General features: G+C 53.9%; 14 protein-coding genes. 3 read left to right on the top strand and 11 right to left on the bottom strand.

Translation table 11 applies throughout. From position 1 onward, the window contains the following. Window positions 1-6 precede the first annotated feature (6 nt). Both CHM34_RS11085 and CHM34_RS11090 read right to left on the bottom strand, forming a co-directional pair. Window positions 7-1,818: an ABC transporter ATP-binding protein gene (locus CHM34_RS11085; RefSeq protein ID WP_094264676.1), complete on the bottom strand. Its 1,812-nt coding sequence runs from the start codon at window positions 1,816-1,818 to the stop codon at window positions 7-9. Between the two features lie 14 nt (window positions 1,819-1,832). Beyond that, on the bottom strand, window positions 1,833-3,578 hold the full coding sequence (locus CHM34_RS11090) for an ABC transporter ATP-binding protein (RefSeq protein ID WP_094264677.1): 1,746 nt from the start codon (window positions 3,576-3,578) through the stop codon (window positions 1,833-1,835). 253 nt (window positions 3,579-3,831) lie between these two features. Between CHM34_RS11090 and CHM34_RS11095 the strand changes: the two genes are divergently transcribed. Beyond that, window positions 3,832-4,470 carry an SDR family oxidoreductase gene (locus CHM34_RS11095; RefSeq protein ID WP_094264678.1) on the top strand — a complete coding sequence of 213 codons (639 nt, stop codon included), beginning with the start codon at window positions 3,832-3,834 and terminating at the stop codon, window positions 4,468-4,470. 55 nt (window positions 4,471-4,525) lie between these two features. Here CHM34_RS11095 and CHM34_RS11100 read toward each other — a convergent pair whose 3' ends face one another. Together CHM34_RS11100 and CHM34_RS11105 are read right to left on the bottom strand one after the other, a co-directional pair. Then, window positions 4,526-5,398 (bottom strand): lipoate--protein ligase family protein, encoded by an 873-nt coding sequence (locus CHM34_RS11100; protein ID WP_094264679.1) that lies wholly within the window; start codon window positions 5,396-5,398, stop codon window positions 4,526-4,528. Window positions 5,399-5,489: 91 nt separating this feature from the next. Continuing rightward, a complete protein-coding gene (locus tag CHM34_RS11105) occupies window positions 5,490-5,678 on the bottom strand; it encodes a hypothetical protein (RefSeq protein ID WP_094264680.1) in 189 nt (62 codons plus the stop codon). A gap of 213 nt (window positions 5,679-5,891) precedes the next feature. On the opposite strand from CHM34_RS11105, the gene CHM34_RS11110 reads away from it, so the two are divergent. Further along, window positions 5,892-7,175, top strand: a complete 1,284-nt coding sequence (locus CHM34_RS11110) for an NCS2 family permease (RefSeq protein ID WP_094264681.1) — start codon at window positions 5,892-5,894, stop codon at window positions 7,173-7,175. Window positions 7,176-7,276: 101 nt separating this feature from the next. Here CHM34_RS11110 and CHM34_RS11115 read toward each other — a convergent pair whose 3' ends face one another. Continuing rightward, window positions 7,277-8,266 (bottom strand): metal ABC transporter substrate-binding protein, encoded by a 990-nt coding sequence (locus tag CHM34_RS11115; RefSeq protein ID WP_094264795.1) that lies wholly within the window; start codon window positions 8,264-8,266, stop codon window positions 7,277-7,279. A 224-nt stretch (window positions 8,267-8,490) separates the two neighbouring features. On the opposite strand from CHM34_RS11115, the gene CHM34_RS11120 reads away from it, so the two are divergent. Continuing rightward, window positions 8,491-8,937, top strand: coding sequence for a PCYCGC motif-containing (lipo)protein (locus CHM34_RS11120; protein ID WP_276207697.1), 447 nt, complete (start codon window positions 8,491-8,493; stop codon window positions 8,935-8,937). A gap of 245 nt (window positions 8,938-9,182) precedes the next feature. On the opposite strand, the gene CHM34_RS11130 is transcribed toward CHM34_RS11120, so the two are convergent. The 6 genes from CHM34_RS11130 to CHM34_RS11155 all read right to left on the bottom strand — a co-directional run bounded on the left by CHM34_RS11130 (window position 9,183) and on the right by CHM34_RS11155 (window position 14,480). Continuing rightward, a complete protein-coding gene (locus CHM34_RS11130) occupies window positions 9,183-9,836 on the bottom strand; it encodes an SCO family protein (protein ID WP_094264684.1) in 654 nt (217 codons plus the stop codon). 39 nt (window positions 9,837-9,875) lie between these two features. Further along, complete coding sequence (locus CHM34_RS11135) at window positions 9,876-10,319, bottom strand: FixH family protein (RefSeq protein ID WP_094264685.1); 444 nt, start codon at window positions 10,317-10,319, stop codon at window positions 9,876-9,878. Between the two features lie 77 nt (window positions 10,320-10,396). Beyond that, entirely contained in the window at window positions 10,397-10,984 is a 588-nt protein-coding gene (locus CHM34_RS11140) for a DeoR family transcriptional regulator (protein WP_206093793.1), read from the bottom strand. A 129-nt stretch (window positions 10,985-11,113) separates the two neighbouring features. Continuing rightward, window positions 11,114-11,740, bottom strand: a complete 627-nt coding sequence (locus CHM34_RS11145) for a YcnI family copper-binding membrane protein (RefSeq protein WP_240511978.1) — start codon at window positions 11,738-11,740, stop codon at window positions 11,114-11,116. Beyond that, the gene (locus tag CHM34_RS11150; protein ID WP_094264687.1) at window positions 11,737-13,341 is read right to left on the bottom strand and encodes a copper resistance CopC/CopD family protein; all 1,605 of its coding nucleotides are present in this window, start codon (window positions 13,339-13,341) and stop codon (window positions 11,737-11,739) included. The genes CHM34_RS11145 and CHM34_RS11150 overlap by 4 nt, the downstream gene beginning before the upstream one ends. 257 nt (window positions 13,342-13,598) lie before the next feature. Further along, entirely contained in the window at window positions 13,599-14,480 is an 882-nt protein-coding gene (locus CHM34_RS11155; RefSeq protein ID WP_094264688.1) for an aminotransferase class IV, read from the bottom strand. Between the last annotated feature and the right edge of the window lie 46 nt (window positions 14,481-14,526).

The raw sequence follows: 14,526 nt of genomic DNA on the forward strand, positions 1-14,526 counted from the left end.
TCCGATTCAGCCGGCATCCAGTACCCGGAATTGCGCAGTGACCAGGTTGTAGTATTCCCCCTTTCGCTTCATCAGCTCGTCATGGTCTCCCTGTTCGATGATGCGGCCGTTTTCCAGCACGACGATGTGATCGGCGTCGCGGATGGTGGAAAGCCGGTGGGCGATCATGATGGCGGTGCGGCCCGCTAACAGCTTTTTCAGGGCATGCTGGATCTTCAATTCCGTCTCCGTGTCTATGCTGGCTGTCGCTTCATCCAGGATGATAATCCGCGGGTCAGCCAACAACGTGCGGGCAAAGGAAAGTAATTGTCGTTCCCCGGTGGAGAGGATGTTGCCTCGTTCTTCCACTTCGGTGGCATACCCCTGGGGCAGGCGGCGGATAAAAGAATCCGCTCCCACCGCCTCGGCGGCTTTGATCACGTCATCATCGGCGGCGTCCGGACGTCCGAAGCGAATATTTTCCATAATCGTGCCGGAAAAGATAAACGTCTCCTGCAAAACGATACTCACCTGGGAACGCAGGTCATCCAGGCGCAGATCCCGGAGATCCTGTCCGTCGATGGCCACTCGTCCTTCCGTCGGATCGTAAAACCGACAGATCAAATTCACGATGGAGGTTTTGCCGGAACCGGTATGGCCGACCAGCGCCACCTTCTCTCCGGGCTGGAAGGTCAGATCGACCCCGTCCAGAGCCCTCCGTTTCCCATCATAGGAAAAAACGACATCCTCCAATTCCACACGACCCCGAATTTTTCCCATCGGTTGAGCATCCTTTTTTTCCGGAACCGAAGGTTTTTCATCTAGAAACTCAAAGATCCGCTCCGTGGAGGCCATCGCCATCAGGAGTTGGTTGTACACCTGACCCAACCGGGAAATCGGTTCCCAGAAATTACCCATATAATAGGCAAAAGCGACGAAGACCCCGATACTGATGCTCCCGTCCTGAATCAGAAAGGCCCCATAACCGATCAGGACGGCCGTACCCGCCGCCCCGGTCATTTCCACAAAGGGACGGAAGGTGGCACTCTTTTTGGTGGCATCGTTCCAAGCACGGAAATTTTCCGTATTCAGACGCGTGAAATAACTCATGTTTTCCTTCTCTTGGGTGAAGGATTGGGTAACGCGCATTCCCTGAATACTTTCATTAAGATGGGAATTAATAATGGATTGCTTCAATCGGACATTCTGCCAAGAACGGCGTATCAGTCGGCGCAATTTGACGGAAATGAAAAACATCACCGGCAACACCAGCAGGATCGCCGCCGTCAATGAGGGGCTGAGCACCGTCAACATGATGATGATTCCCATCAGCAAAATCATATCCATAATCACGTTGACAATCCCGTTGGTCAAAAGCTCCTGCAGCGAATTGATATCGTTCGTAATCCGCACCAGAATGGAACCCGCCGAACGCTGGTCGAAAAACCGGTGGGATAACCGCTGGATGTGGCGGAACAGATGCTGGCGCAGATCGTAAATGACAGATTGCCCCAGCAATTGCATCCACCGGATGCGAAGCGTGTTGGCGATCCAGCTGAGACTGTACATCCCGGCGATCACCCCGACGAAAATCAACAGCAGGCCCCCGTTCTTATCAACCAGTGCGTGATCGATCGCCAGACTGATCATATAAGGAGCGAACAGACGCACCCCCGTCGCTAGGACCATCGCCAGCAGTGCCAATGGCAACAACTTTTTCGTATACGGTTTGATATAGGAAAACAACCGGGTCATCAACGCCCAGTTAAAAGGCTTTTCAATCACCCGATCACTGGAATAATAAAATCGCTCTTTCTTTGTTTCGGATGTGGCTCTCATGGCATCCATCCCCTTTACGATGAAGGGACCGCTTCCCGGTCTTTGAATTGGATATCGAAGATGCGGCGGTAGGTCCCTTGCTGTTGCAACAATTCCTCATGGGTTCCCCTTTCCGCAACCCTTCCTTGCTCCAACACCAGAATTTCATCCGCTTGTTTCACCGACGAGATGCGGTGAGCGATTATGAACGTGGTGCGCCCTCTCATCACTTCTTTCAGGGCGGCCTGGATGCGGTGCTCCGTCTCCATATCGACGGCACTGGTCGCGTCGTCTAGAACGAGAATGCTCGGGTCGATCACCAAGGCGCGGGCGATGGCGAGCCGCTGTTTTTGACCGCCGGACAGACCCAGCCCCCGCTCCCCGAGCATGGTGTCGTACTGTTTCGGAAACTGCATGATGAAGTCGTGAGCCTGAGCCCGTTTCGCCGCTTCCATGATCTGCTCCATCGTCACATCGGGATTTCCATAGGCGATATTGTCCTTGATCGTAGAAGAAAAGAGAAAGGACTCCTGAAACACAACACCGATATTTCTGCGCAGACTGTGCAGGTCATAATCCCGAATCGAACGGCCGTCGATCAGGATCTCCCCGCCGGAAGGTTCATAAAAGCGGGAAATCAAGTGGGTCAAGGAAGTCTTTCCCGCCCCTGTCGAGCCGATCAAGCCGATGGTCTTCCCTGCCGGGGCGTCGAAGGAAACTCCTTGTAACGCCCGATCATCCGCACCGGGATATTGGTGGGAAACATCGACAAACCTCACATCCCCCCGCAGGCGCTCCTGTTTGACCGCGTCCGGCTCCGAACGGATATCCTCCGGTTCGTCCAGAATCTCCAAGAGCCGTTCTCCAGCCGCCTTGGACTGGGAATAGGTGTTGATGATAAACCCCAGAAACATTAGCGGGCCGATGATATACCAAACCAGGCTGAAAAAAGCGACCAGCTCTCCCAGCAGCAGATCTCCTCTGATCACCAACCAGCCCCCGTAAGCCAGCAAGACGACGACCGAGATATTGCCGACCAGCTCCATTAGGGGAAAGTACGTCCCCCAGATATGGCCCGTGTCCACATTCGTTTTTTTATAACTTTGATTCCGGCTGTCAAACTGATCAATCTCAAAATCTTCCCGGGCCATTGCCTTCACGGTGTTCATGCCGCTGATGTTCTCCTGGACTTTCGTCGTCAACTGAGCGAAGGAGCGGCGAATCCCTTTGAAGGCGGGATGCACCTTTTTGTCAAAGCGATACACGGTCACGGATAGAAAGGGCATGGCCAGCAGGGTAACCACCGCCAATGCCGGGTTGAGATAAATCATGATCCCCAAACCGAAGAATAGCAATAGGAGAAAATTGATGAATTGAGCGAAACCAAAGGAAAGAAAAAAGCGGAACGCCTCCACATCTGCCGTCAAACGGGACATCAGGTCGCCGGTTTTGGCATTGTCATAAAACCGGAAGGGCAGTACCTCCAGCTTTTGGTATAAGGCGTTTCTCATCGCATAGACGGCACGGATGCCGAAAAGGTCCCCGAAATACTGGTGAAAAAAGGCGGCCACCGATTTCACGAACATCAACAAAACAAAACCGATCACAATATAAGGCACCCACTCGTAATACCCTTCTCCGATCACCTCATCGATCGTCAGTTTCAGCACCAGCGGGTAAACTACCGTAATCCCCGTCACGAACAACAGGGAAAAGATCGCTATGAAAAAGTAACCTTTGTAGGGCCAGTAAAAACCCTTTAACCGCTTTAGCGTATTCACTCCCGGCACTCCTCTTCATGTTATCTCTTACGCTGGAATTTCCGTTGTTTGACACGATTGAACATCGCTCATATGTTCGCATCCTCATTCATTCGACAGACAAAGGAAAACTCCTTTCAAAAATTCCAACATTTATAGATTCCATCCCTGACGGCTTCCGCTCTTTTAAAGGTATAAACAGCGGGAATGATGTATGACCGAACAGGGTAAAAAGGGGATACATCGGAAAATAGCCTTTGGAGGGAAAACATCTATGAATATTCTGGTGATCGGAGCGAACGGTCAAGTCGGCAAACAACTGGTGGAACGGCTGGGACACAGCGAACACCAGGTGCGGGGGATGATCCGGGAGGAGTCCCAGGCCGCCGACCTGGAAGCCTTCGGCGCGGAGACGGTAGTAGCCGACCTGGAGGGAGATATTTCCCATGCTGTCCGGGGATGCGACGCCATCGTCTTCGCCGCCGGATCAGGTGCCCATACCGGCCCGGACAAAACGGAGCTGGTGGATCACCTCGGGGCGATCCGGTCCATCGAAGAAGCGGAAAAGCAAGGAGTCATGCGGTTCGTTATGCTGAGCGCGCTCCGGGCCAAGGAACCGGAGAAAGGACCGGAAAAGCTGCACCATTATCTGGAGGCAAAGAAAAAGGCGGATGATCGCCTCGCCGCCAGTCACCTCGACTATACGATTGTGCGACCGGGCCGCTTGTCCAATGAGCCGGGTCAAGGAACCGTCAGTGCTTCGGAATCCCTGGAATTCCAGCCCGACCCGATTACCCGGACGGATGTGGCGGAATCATTGGCTGAGATTCTGGATCTGAAAAACACCCATCGCAAAGGCATCGACCTACTTCCGGGAACCACTCCGATCCGGGAGGCCTTAAAAAAACTATAACCGATAAAAGGCGATCCTCCGACTGACGTCGGAGGATCGCCTTTTTCCATGAGGATTAAACCCTTTGCGCACGTTCCAGATAATATTCCGGCCGGCAGTGCTCCAGGAAGGCTCGGGCGGCTTCCCGCTCCCGTTCACTGGGGCGGCTGACCCCATCGGCCCCGGTCAAATCCCGGATCGCCGTGACGAGACCCTCTGTCACCCGCCGGTCCAACGACGGCGCCGATCCCTCAACCCATGAGTTCAGCGTAGCCACCGTTTCGGTGTATACCGGTTTCGTTCCCTCCGCCAGCTCATAGAAGGCATTTAAAGCGGAAACCGCTTCTTCCCGGCGGATGTAGGTCAACAAGGTGGCATGGGCCAAAATGTATCCCGGCCGCTTGGACACCAACCCCGCCGGCCCTCCTTTCCACACTTGAGAAGTTCCGACCACTTTCTTTCCGCGGATCACCACATTATACCGGCCGTCACAGAAAGACCCGGGTACTTCTCCAAAATAAGAATCCAGTCCGAAGGTATCACGGAGCATCCGCATCAGAGGAAGACCCAGCATCCGGTATACCTCGTCGATATTCCAGACGTCTTTTTGAGGACGGGGTAAAAAGAGAGACAAATTCAAAGTCCCCGGCCCGTGAGGAACAGCCGTCCCCCCACTCTGCCGCACGAATACCGGCCAATCCGCCTGCCGCATCATGGCGGCGGCATGTTGCGCCTGCTCCGTTCGAATATCCTTTTTGGAAACAACGATGGCCCGGGGTCCCCGCCAGATTCGCAACGTCGCCGGCGCCTCCCCTCGGGCCACCGCCTCACCGACGGATTCCTCCATCGCGTAGGACAGGGGCGAGGAGGACTCGTCCCCCTCACACAAGATCCGCCAATCCCCGATTGCACGGTATTGATTTACTTCCCTCTCCATCGGCTGCATCATTTTCCGTCCTCCCGCTCTCAAACCGCTACTCCGTTTATTATACACCAATCACCGACGCGGTTCGATCATGGAAAGGAAGTGGGGAAAGTATTTAAAAACGGCTTTGATTCAGCTCTTCGAGCACCCGCTCCAGAAGGATCGCTTCCTCCCGATACCAGTGAATGCTCCTTCCCTTGCGGTCCCCTTCCAAAACCTTGTGCCTCAATTCGCGGTACCTTCGTTCCAAACACTTCCGGGCGGCCTTAAATTCTTCCCAGGAGAGGTCCATCGTTATATTCAACGTTCTCTCACACTCCCCGCATCGTTTCGACTCTAACAATGTATGAGCCGTAACTCGTCCCGATGACCGGGACAGAAGGGGAGGTTTCCAATCGTCAGACATCTTCGACAATACCATCGCCATATGTTTCACGCGCTGTCTGCGTTATAATAAGATTGTTATGCTTCCATGCATAACGGGTGGGTGAGGGGTTAACGTAAAAGGATCTAGCACATGTTTCAATGGTTGAATCGACGTTTTCAACTTCAAGAACATCAAACAACCTGGAAAAGAGAAGTGACGGCGGGGTTGACAGCCTTTTTCACAAGCGCCTATATCTTGCTGGTCAACCCCATGATCCTGAAGGATGCCGGCATTCCCTTGAGCGCCGGGGTGATGGCGACAATCGCTATCTCCGTCTTTGGCTGCATCTGGATGGCTTTCGGTGCCAATGCACCGATCATCCTGATTCCCGGTATGGGTGTGAATGCTTTTTTCAGCTATACCATCGTTCAAGGATCAGGGTTGAGCTGGCAACAAGCGTTGGGCGCCGTCACGGTTTCCGGCGTTCTTTTTTTCCTCGCCGCCGTCAGCCCCCTCGGCAACCGGCTGGTTACGGCTGTTCCCCCTTCACTGAAACACGGGATCACTGCAGGGATCGGCCTTTTCCTCACTTTTATCGGATTGCAAAAGGGAGAGCTGATCCAACCCAGCCCGACCACTTTCGTCGCTCTGGGTGATTTCGGTCATCCCGTCGTCCTGTCCACTCTGGCAGGTCTGATGGTGACCCTGTTCCTGTTCATCCGAAACACGAAGGGAAGTCTTTTATTCGGCATCCTTTTCACCAGCCTGATCTCCGCTTCACTCATCGGCATCACAGGGGAGGCAGCACTGCCGGATCCCCGGGACTACGGGCAGGTCTTTGCATCCGCCGAATTTAACCTGCGGGAGATCCCTTTCTGGATCGCCGCCTTTTCCATGACGATGATCGTTCTCTTTGAAAACATGGGGTTATTGAGCGGAATCCTGCCGGATCCCCGGAAGTTTAACCGGGCATATAAGGCGACAGCGATTTCCACATTTGCATCGGGCCTTTTGGGTACAAGTCCTGCCATCGCCTCCGCCGAGAGTGCCGCAGGGATTGCTGAAGGAGGAAAAACGGGTATTCCCGCACTGGTGACAAGCATGTTGTTTGCCCTTTCCTTTGCGGCATTGCCGATCATCGGGATGATTCCCGAGAATGCCGTCGCTCCAGTATTGATCGTCATCGGCGGGCTGATGGTGAAAAGTGTGCAGGAGATCCCCTTTTCCGATTTCTCCGAGGGATTCCCCGCCTTTTTGATCATTGCCGGGATTCCGTTGACATCCAGTATCGTCGACGGTTTGGCCTTCGGCTTTATCACGTACCCCTTGTTGAAAGCGGCGGCGGGACAAGCGAAACAAGTACCGCCGCTGGTGTATGGAATCTCTGTTCTGTTCCTTCTCAACTGGATCGTCTCGACGGTGACCGTGCATTGACGGTCGATCGTTGACTGATCGGGGAATCGATAGAAAAGCCCCCTGCGCTCTTACGCAGGGGGCTTCATATATCCCGAATACCGGCGATCAAAAAGAAGGGATTATTCGGCCTCGAGACCCTTCGCCAGGTTTTCAGCGTTCTGTTTCATGATGGAAAAATAGTTTTCCCCTTCAGCCTCCTGTTTCCGGGTCAACCCTCCCAAGGGGTTTAAGGTGAGGGGTCGGGCCCCTACCTCCTTTTTCACCGTATCCGCCACCTTACCGGATACCAACGTTTCGAAGAAAATGTATTGAATATCGTTCTCCCGTGCCACCTTCACGATTTTCTTCAATTCTTTGGCACTCGGCTCATCCGAGGGAGACAACCCGGATACCGGGACCTGTTTTAATCCGTAGCGGTCCGCCAGATAGCCGAACGCCGCGTGGGACACGATGAACGTATCGGTTTCTCCCTGTTTCACGTTTTCGGCAAAGGTTTGATCCAGATCGTCCAACTTCGCTGCCAAATCCTTGTAGTTCGCTTGGTAGTCTTCTTTATGCTTCGGATCCTTTTCGATCAAAGCATCCCGAATTACCGACGCCTGCTTCTTCGCCCGAACTGGATCCAACCATACATGGGGATCCTTGTCATAGTGGGAATGGTCATGCTCATGCTCACCCTCGGATTCGTCGTGGTGCTCCCTCTCTTCATGTTCCTCCTGTGCGGGACTCGTCTCTGAAGCGGAAAGAAGGTCGATGGACTCTGTCGTATCAACGACCCGGGTCCGGTCTTCATTCAGCACCGATTTGGTTTTCTCGATCCAAGCTTCAAAACCGGCTCCGTTATAGATGAAAAGATCCGATTCACTCAAGGAAGCCAGATCCTTGGCGGTCGGCTCGTAGTGATGGGGTTCCACTCCGGTGGGAACCAGGTTGTGGACTTGAATGTGTTCCCCTCCGATCTGTTCCGCAAAAAAAGCGAGGGGATACAGACTAGCGTAAACCTCCATTTTTCCTCCGGAAGCGGAATCCGTCTCCCCGGCGCCCCCGCACCCCGCTAATAACAAACCCGTGAAAACAGACAGAATCCATACCGGCCTACATTTTCTCATCAAAACCCTGGGCACCTCCAAATATCGATCTATACGATTTGTATCACTTATGACCCTATTATATTACCGGTTTTATGATTTGTAAAACGAAATTATTACGATTTCTTCATCTGTCTGTTATCGGTCACGCTCTATCGGTATAATGGGATTAAGTGTCCACCCGACGGTCGGTGTCGGTTAGTTCCCGGCAGAAACAGCCGAATTGAACAAAGGAGGTGAAACGCATGACGGGACGAAAAAAATGGGCCGTCATCCTCTTGGCATCGGTCACCCTGGTCGGTTGTTCCAGCGGAGACGGAGAGCAGGCAGGCGGGTCGTCCCCTGATTTCCCTGATTTCGTAACCTCGGCATCCGCTCCTGCCCGTGAAGCTTACCAGATGGCCTTTGAACATCCCGATGTGTTGACATATATGCCCTGTTATTGCGGTTGCGGCGAAACGAGCGGACACAAGAACAACTGGAATTGCTTTATCAAAGATCAGCGGGAAAACGGAGAAGTCATCTGGGATCCAATGGGGGCCACCTGAACGATCTGCGTCAATATAGCGCGTGACGCTATTCGCATGAGTGAGGAAGGAAAGTCCCTGACTGAGATTCGAAACAAGATCGATGACACATACGGCGGGAACGGAACCCCCACCCCGACTCCCATGCCCCCTGCCGAAAAATAAGTGAAAAAGACCGCTCGGGGCATTCCCGGCGGTCTTTCGTATCCTCCCAGAGGCGATGTGATTTTAGCACATCCTTGGTGGGTCGGGGCGGGGTTCCACACTCCGTTTCGTTGTTCTGACGAGCCAGAGGCACTCCGTGTGAAACCCCATCCTCCCGAACAGGATCTGTTTCAAAACGCTTCTAGGGCCTGTCTGGTAAACCGTCGAAAATAGCTGGACGCCGATTTCCGGCTCCATCTCCCCTTCTACGGGGATATACCGGTTTGAGCCTTCCCTTGCAGGGAGGCGACATCCCGGATCACCTGCTCGAAATCCGGGCGGAGTCCGTTATATGAGCCGGCGATTTTTCCGGATGCATCAATCAGGAAGATTTGGGCGGAATGGTCGATCGTCAACTCATCGTCAACCGATTCGGGTGTATTCTTTTCGATGGGGGTTTGAAAAGCGGACTTTAAGAACTGATGCATCTCCGGTTCACTGTGATGGGTTAAAAACGTCCAATTGGAGAAGTCCACTTTCAGATTTCGTCCATAACGTTTCAAAACCTCCGGTCGATCATGGATCGGGTCGACACTGAAAGAAACCATTTGAACATCCAGCCCCTCCTCAGCCAGGCGGCGTTGTAACCGAGCCATGTTGGCAGTCATCGGGGAACAGATGTCGGGGCAACGGGTAAAGATGATATCCGCCAGCCACACCTTCCCTCGCAGATCTTCCGACCCGAACCTTTCCCCCTCCTGATCTGTATAAGTAAACGCCGGAAGAGAAGGGGAACCCGGGTCCGGACCGGCGGTGAAAAACGCCTCTCCGCCATCAAACAGCCAATAACCGACCCCAAAAACTCCCAAGAGAATCCATGCAATGCCTCTGCTCCGTAACGACCGTTTCCCCGAAACCATTCCCAAACCTTCTCCTTTCCGGCTTCCGGAGCTTATCGCTTACGGGTGGACAGACAGCCCTTGATCCTTCATCACATGATTCCCCCGGGCCGTCACATGGTACATCACCTTGTAATCTCCGGGATCCTGGAAGGTTTTTTCGATGGAATATGCTCCATCCCCCGTCCGTTCAGCGTCAATCTTTTCGCCTTCATCCCTGGACCCGACTTTCCAGATCTCAAAGCTGACACTGTCGGCGTCATTGACCGGCTTACCATTCTGGGTAATCACAGCACGGATTTCCACCGTTTGACCCGCCGTCACTTCCTCGGGCTCCACCTTCATTTTCACTTCGGGCACCGCCTGGGATTCCTCCGACTGCTGGTGGGTTTCGGGGTCGGCCTCATTCCGGGACGAATCCTGTGCCGCGCCGCAAGCGGTCAAGCTGATCAGCCCTGCGGCTAAAAGCAGAGAGAACAGCCGTTTTTTCATGCTCCAAGCCATTTTTCATCTTGTCCTTTCTTTTTAGAATGTACGGGGGTTGTCTTTCATTTATGAACGATCCGAGGCAAAATCCCCGCTCACTTCTGTCTCGTGCAGCAGTCGGCGTCCGCTTTCATTTCCCGTTCCACCCGCTCCGCCGCTTGGACAAAGGAAAGGACTACACCGCCGAATCCATTGACGAATTTCTCCGCCATCTCTTTCCATTCAAAGCTGAGCACCTGAGGTTGACAACAACGGATGTCCGGTTCACTTCCCATCACGTACCATGCCATCGGGGCACTGAGGGTGGTATTGCTGAAAAAATCCTGGCACACCGCTTGCAACACCTGTTCCTGCACCTGGCGGTGGCGCAAAAGCCCACAATGGCTGCAACAAGCGGTTTCCACCCGTTGTCCCGACAAAACGAGCCGATAAGCCAGGCGGGGATCGATCGGACGGCCGCAGATGACACACCCGTGGACGGAAGGCGGCGGTTGGGGGTCCACGCGGTTCAATGCAATTCCCCCATATATTTTCTTCACTAGACCTTCTTCGAGAAGGGGCTGGATATCCCGGTACACCGTCATTTCCGAAACACCCAGTTTTTCGCTGATCTCCCCGATTTTCATGTTATGGTGTTTCTGAATCCACTCCCGAATCCGCTGTTGTCGGGCATGGGGCAGCATCCGGACACCTCCCATTCAGATTCCATCAAACTTCCACAAATGACCACAGTCTCAGTTTATGTCTCTTTTCCTCCGCCTTCAACCGAGAAGCGTTGTAAGGCAGTATTTACTCGAAATATGAAATCACAACTACGCTTTTTTCCGAAACAGGCTGATCAGGGACAGGATCAGGGCCAAACCGGCCAATGTCGTCGGCCACAGATCGGAAGCCGCCGTTTCCTCGTCCGTGTCCGCACCGGCGGCCTCTTCTGACTCCTGGGCCACATCCCCGTGACCGTGCCCCGAGTCTCCCTCTCGGATCTCGGTTACGGAAGCAGGCTGCTCGGAATCGGGAGCCCCGGACCATTTGACGACGGAACCATCTTCATAGGTTTGATGTGCTTTCCAGGAGACTTTGCCGGGTTTGTCGGGGTTGGCGCCGATCAAAGCGAACTCCGTAAATTCGTGAACTTTGAGCCCATCATCCTTCGCCTTCCATGTGACAGAAATCGTACGATCTTCCCGACTTTTTTTCAAATCATACTCCCAGCCCGGCTTCGGCATCACAGATACCACTTCCACCCCGTCGGGAATTTTCAGCTCGACTTCCGTAGTCGGAATCTCCTTCTCTACCGGTACGCGGACCGTATATTTCTCATAGGCGCCAGTGGAGCTTTGTTCGGGCCGCACGGTCACATGGGCATCTACACCAGGGGTAAAGGCAAATAGAATTCCGGCCATCACAGCTGCACTTACAAACGCTTTCCACTTCATCATGGATTCCCTCCTCCAGGAATAAAGACGGTTTCCTGCCACTCCCGTTCTTCACCGCCGGGGTACTCCGCCCGGACGGTCAACTGCCAATCCCCCACCATCGTAAAGGGAAGATCGGCTTGATATTGACCGGCGGAAATCTTTTCCGCCGTCACGGGTTCCGTTTCCATCCCGTGATCCACCATATCCATCAAAATCGTGACATCCTCGGGGGGCTGGGCTTCTTTTGGAAACCGGACTGTCATCGTCCGTTGACCAATACCCAAATTGGAAATTTCCACCTCAACCGGGACCGAATCCGTTTTCCAAACCGCTTCATAGGAATGAGACGGCAGAGGATAAGGCGTTTGGCTGATCCACACTCCCGCCAGGATGACGATCAGTCCCGCCGCCCATTCCCAACGGAGCAGAGGACGGGAGATCCGATGGCCCTCTTGTCTCCAACGAAGGGTCTGCACCAAGGCCAGCCCCAGCATCAATCCCGTCAGCAAAATTTTCAACAGCAACAGCCCGTTCCATCTTCCCCGGTCTTCGAGAACCGCCGATACGTCGGTCTGCAGAAAGACCATCACCGTACCGGTGACAAGGACGGAGGCGGAAGCGATCAGGGCCGCCCTCACAAAAAAGGGACGAAAAGAGGAAATCGGGGACTGATCCTTCTTGCGCCGTTTCCTCCCAATCAGGACCAGGATCAGATAGGTGAGCCCCCCTGACCAAACCGCGGCCGTCATTAGATGAAGGACCCGGGAAACGATGGCCACGCCGGGATTTTCCATCCCCCAAACATGCCCCCCGACAGCGGGAACGCCGGTAAGAATCAGCCACATCATCCCATACCAGCCCCTGGTCATTCCTGGAAGGATCAGAAGGAGGAAGACCAAAAGCTGGATAAAGATCATAAGGACAAAGGGAAATTGAAACAGAAGACTCCATTTCCCTTCCCACCACAGAGCGAACAGATTTACCCCAGGCAACGTTGCCGAATAAGCGGTCCACTCTCCGATCATCCCCACCGGGAGCAGTATGCCCGCTATGATCCGGCCCCGTCCCAGCACCTGTTTAAAATCGGGCAGGCCGTACCTCCGGCCGAATCGGGCCATCCAGTACACCCCGGCCCCCACCAGAATCAACCCTTCCACAAGATAGCGGGTAAGCACCAGAAAGAAATCCGCCCATCCGGATTCTTCCGCGGATGCGAGATCCGCTCCACCGGTTTCCTCTCCGATCGAAAACCGAAACGAACCGCTTACGGGATGTCCGTCCCCGGAAACCACACTCCAGACGATGGTATATGTACCGTTTTTCAAATCCGGCAACGGATAGAGCAACGTCTCTGACCGGCCGTCGGAATTTTCCGGTTCAGAGAGGTCTGTTCGATGTCCGTTCCAATCATACAATCGGACATCCGCCAGCTCCCGCTCGATCGGCTCACTGAAACGGAGACGCAGTTCCTCCGGAGGTTCCTTCAACACTTCTCCTTTTTGAGGAGAAGTATCCAGCAAACCCGCATGAGCATAAAGGGGCGGTGCCATCCAACAGGACAAGAGCAACAGGCAAAAGAGAACCGTCGCCGCCTTTTTTCCGATTCCGAAACCCTTTTGCATACCACACTCCCCTTTGAAAAGTTACAACATATTCCCACATGTATTCATCATATGTAGTCTACTATCCTCCCTATATCGGTTCAATCACCGGATTTGAGTTTCTGTGAATAGATGTTGAAAGTTTGTTATCCATTCCAAAAAGGAAATATCAAGAAATCCCTGAACGGCCGAATCAAAACAAAGGACCAGCGAACAACAACCCGTTTCACCCTTTGCCTCTGACGGATTGCTGTTGCTGGTCCTGTTTTTTGCGGGCTCTATTCGCTTGGCGCACGATCTCCTCTTTCCGGGATCGCCTCGATCATCACCCGCCACTGTCGGATTAACTGGCGGGTGATCGGGTCGGGTTTTCCGGTTCCGATCACAGACCCGTCGACTTCCACACAGGGAAAAGGGCCCCAGGTGGAGTTGGTGAAAAAAACTCCCTCCGCCTCAAACACTTCCTCCCGCTCCACCCAGCGTTCCTTCACCGGAAAGCCGAGCCGGGCGGCGTTTTCCACGACCCAACGACGGACCGTACCCGGAAGCGGCCCCCGAGTCAAATCCGGGGTGATCAGTCGCCCTTTGTGAACGATAAACAGGTTGGCTGACGCCCCTTCGCATACATCTCCCTCCGTTGTGAGAAACAATGCTTCATCCGCTCCGAGTCCCACAGCCTCTTCCCTGGCGAGCACACTTTCCAAATAATTGAGGGATTTTACCCGGCACAGGGGAGAAGCCGGGTTTCGCCGGATGGATACAGTAGCGGCGCTGATTCCCCGATCGTATCTCCTAAGATCGAGAGGATGCTCCCGCGCCTCCACCCAATAGGAGGGCTGATCCAATCGGGCAAGCGGTGTTCCGAAGCCGCCGACTCCCCGGGTGACGGTGAGGCGCAAATACCCGCTGTAAACCCCATTGCTTCGAACCGCCGCAACCACACCGGCACGAAGTTCTTCCCGCTCCGGAAGGCTAGCAAACCGCAACACCCGGGAACCTTCCTCCAGCCGGTCCAAATGTCCTTCCAAAAACAAGGGAGCGCCTCGTTCCACCCGCATCGTTTCAAAGAGGCCGTCTCCATACAAAAGTCCCCGATCGCCGGCAGACAAACCCGCCTGATCGGCGGAAATGCGTTTTCCATTGAGAATGATCACATTCATCCGGAGTCCTCCCGGGAAGGAAAAGCCTTCAACTCTCCCTTTACTT

This window comes from Paludifilum halophilum, from assembly GCF_002245355.1.
GTDB classification, from domain to species: Bacteria; Bacillota; Bacilli; order Thermoactinomycetales; family DSM-45169; genus Paludifilum; species Paludifilum halophilum.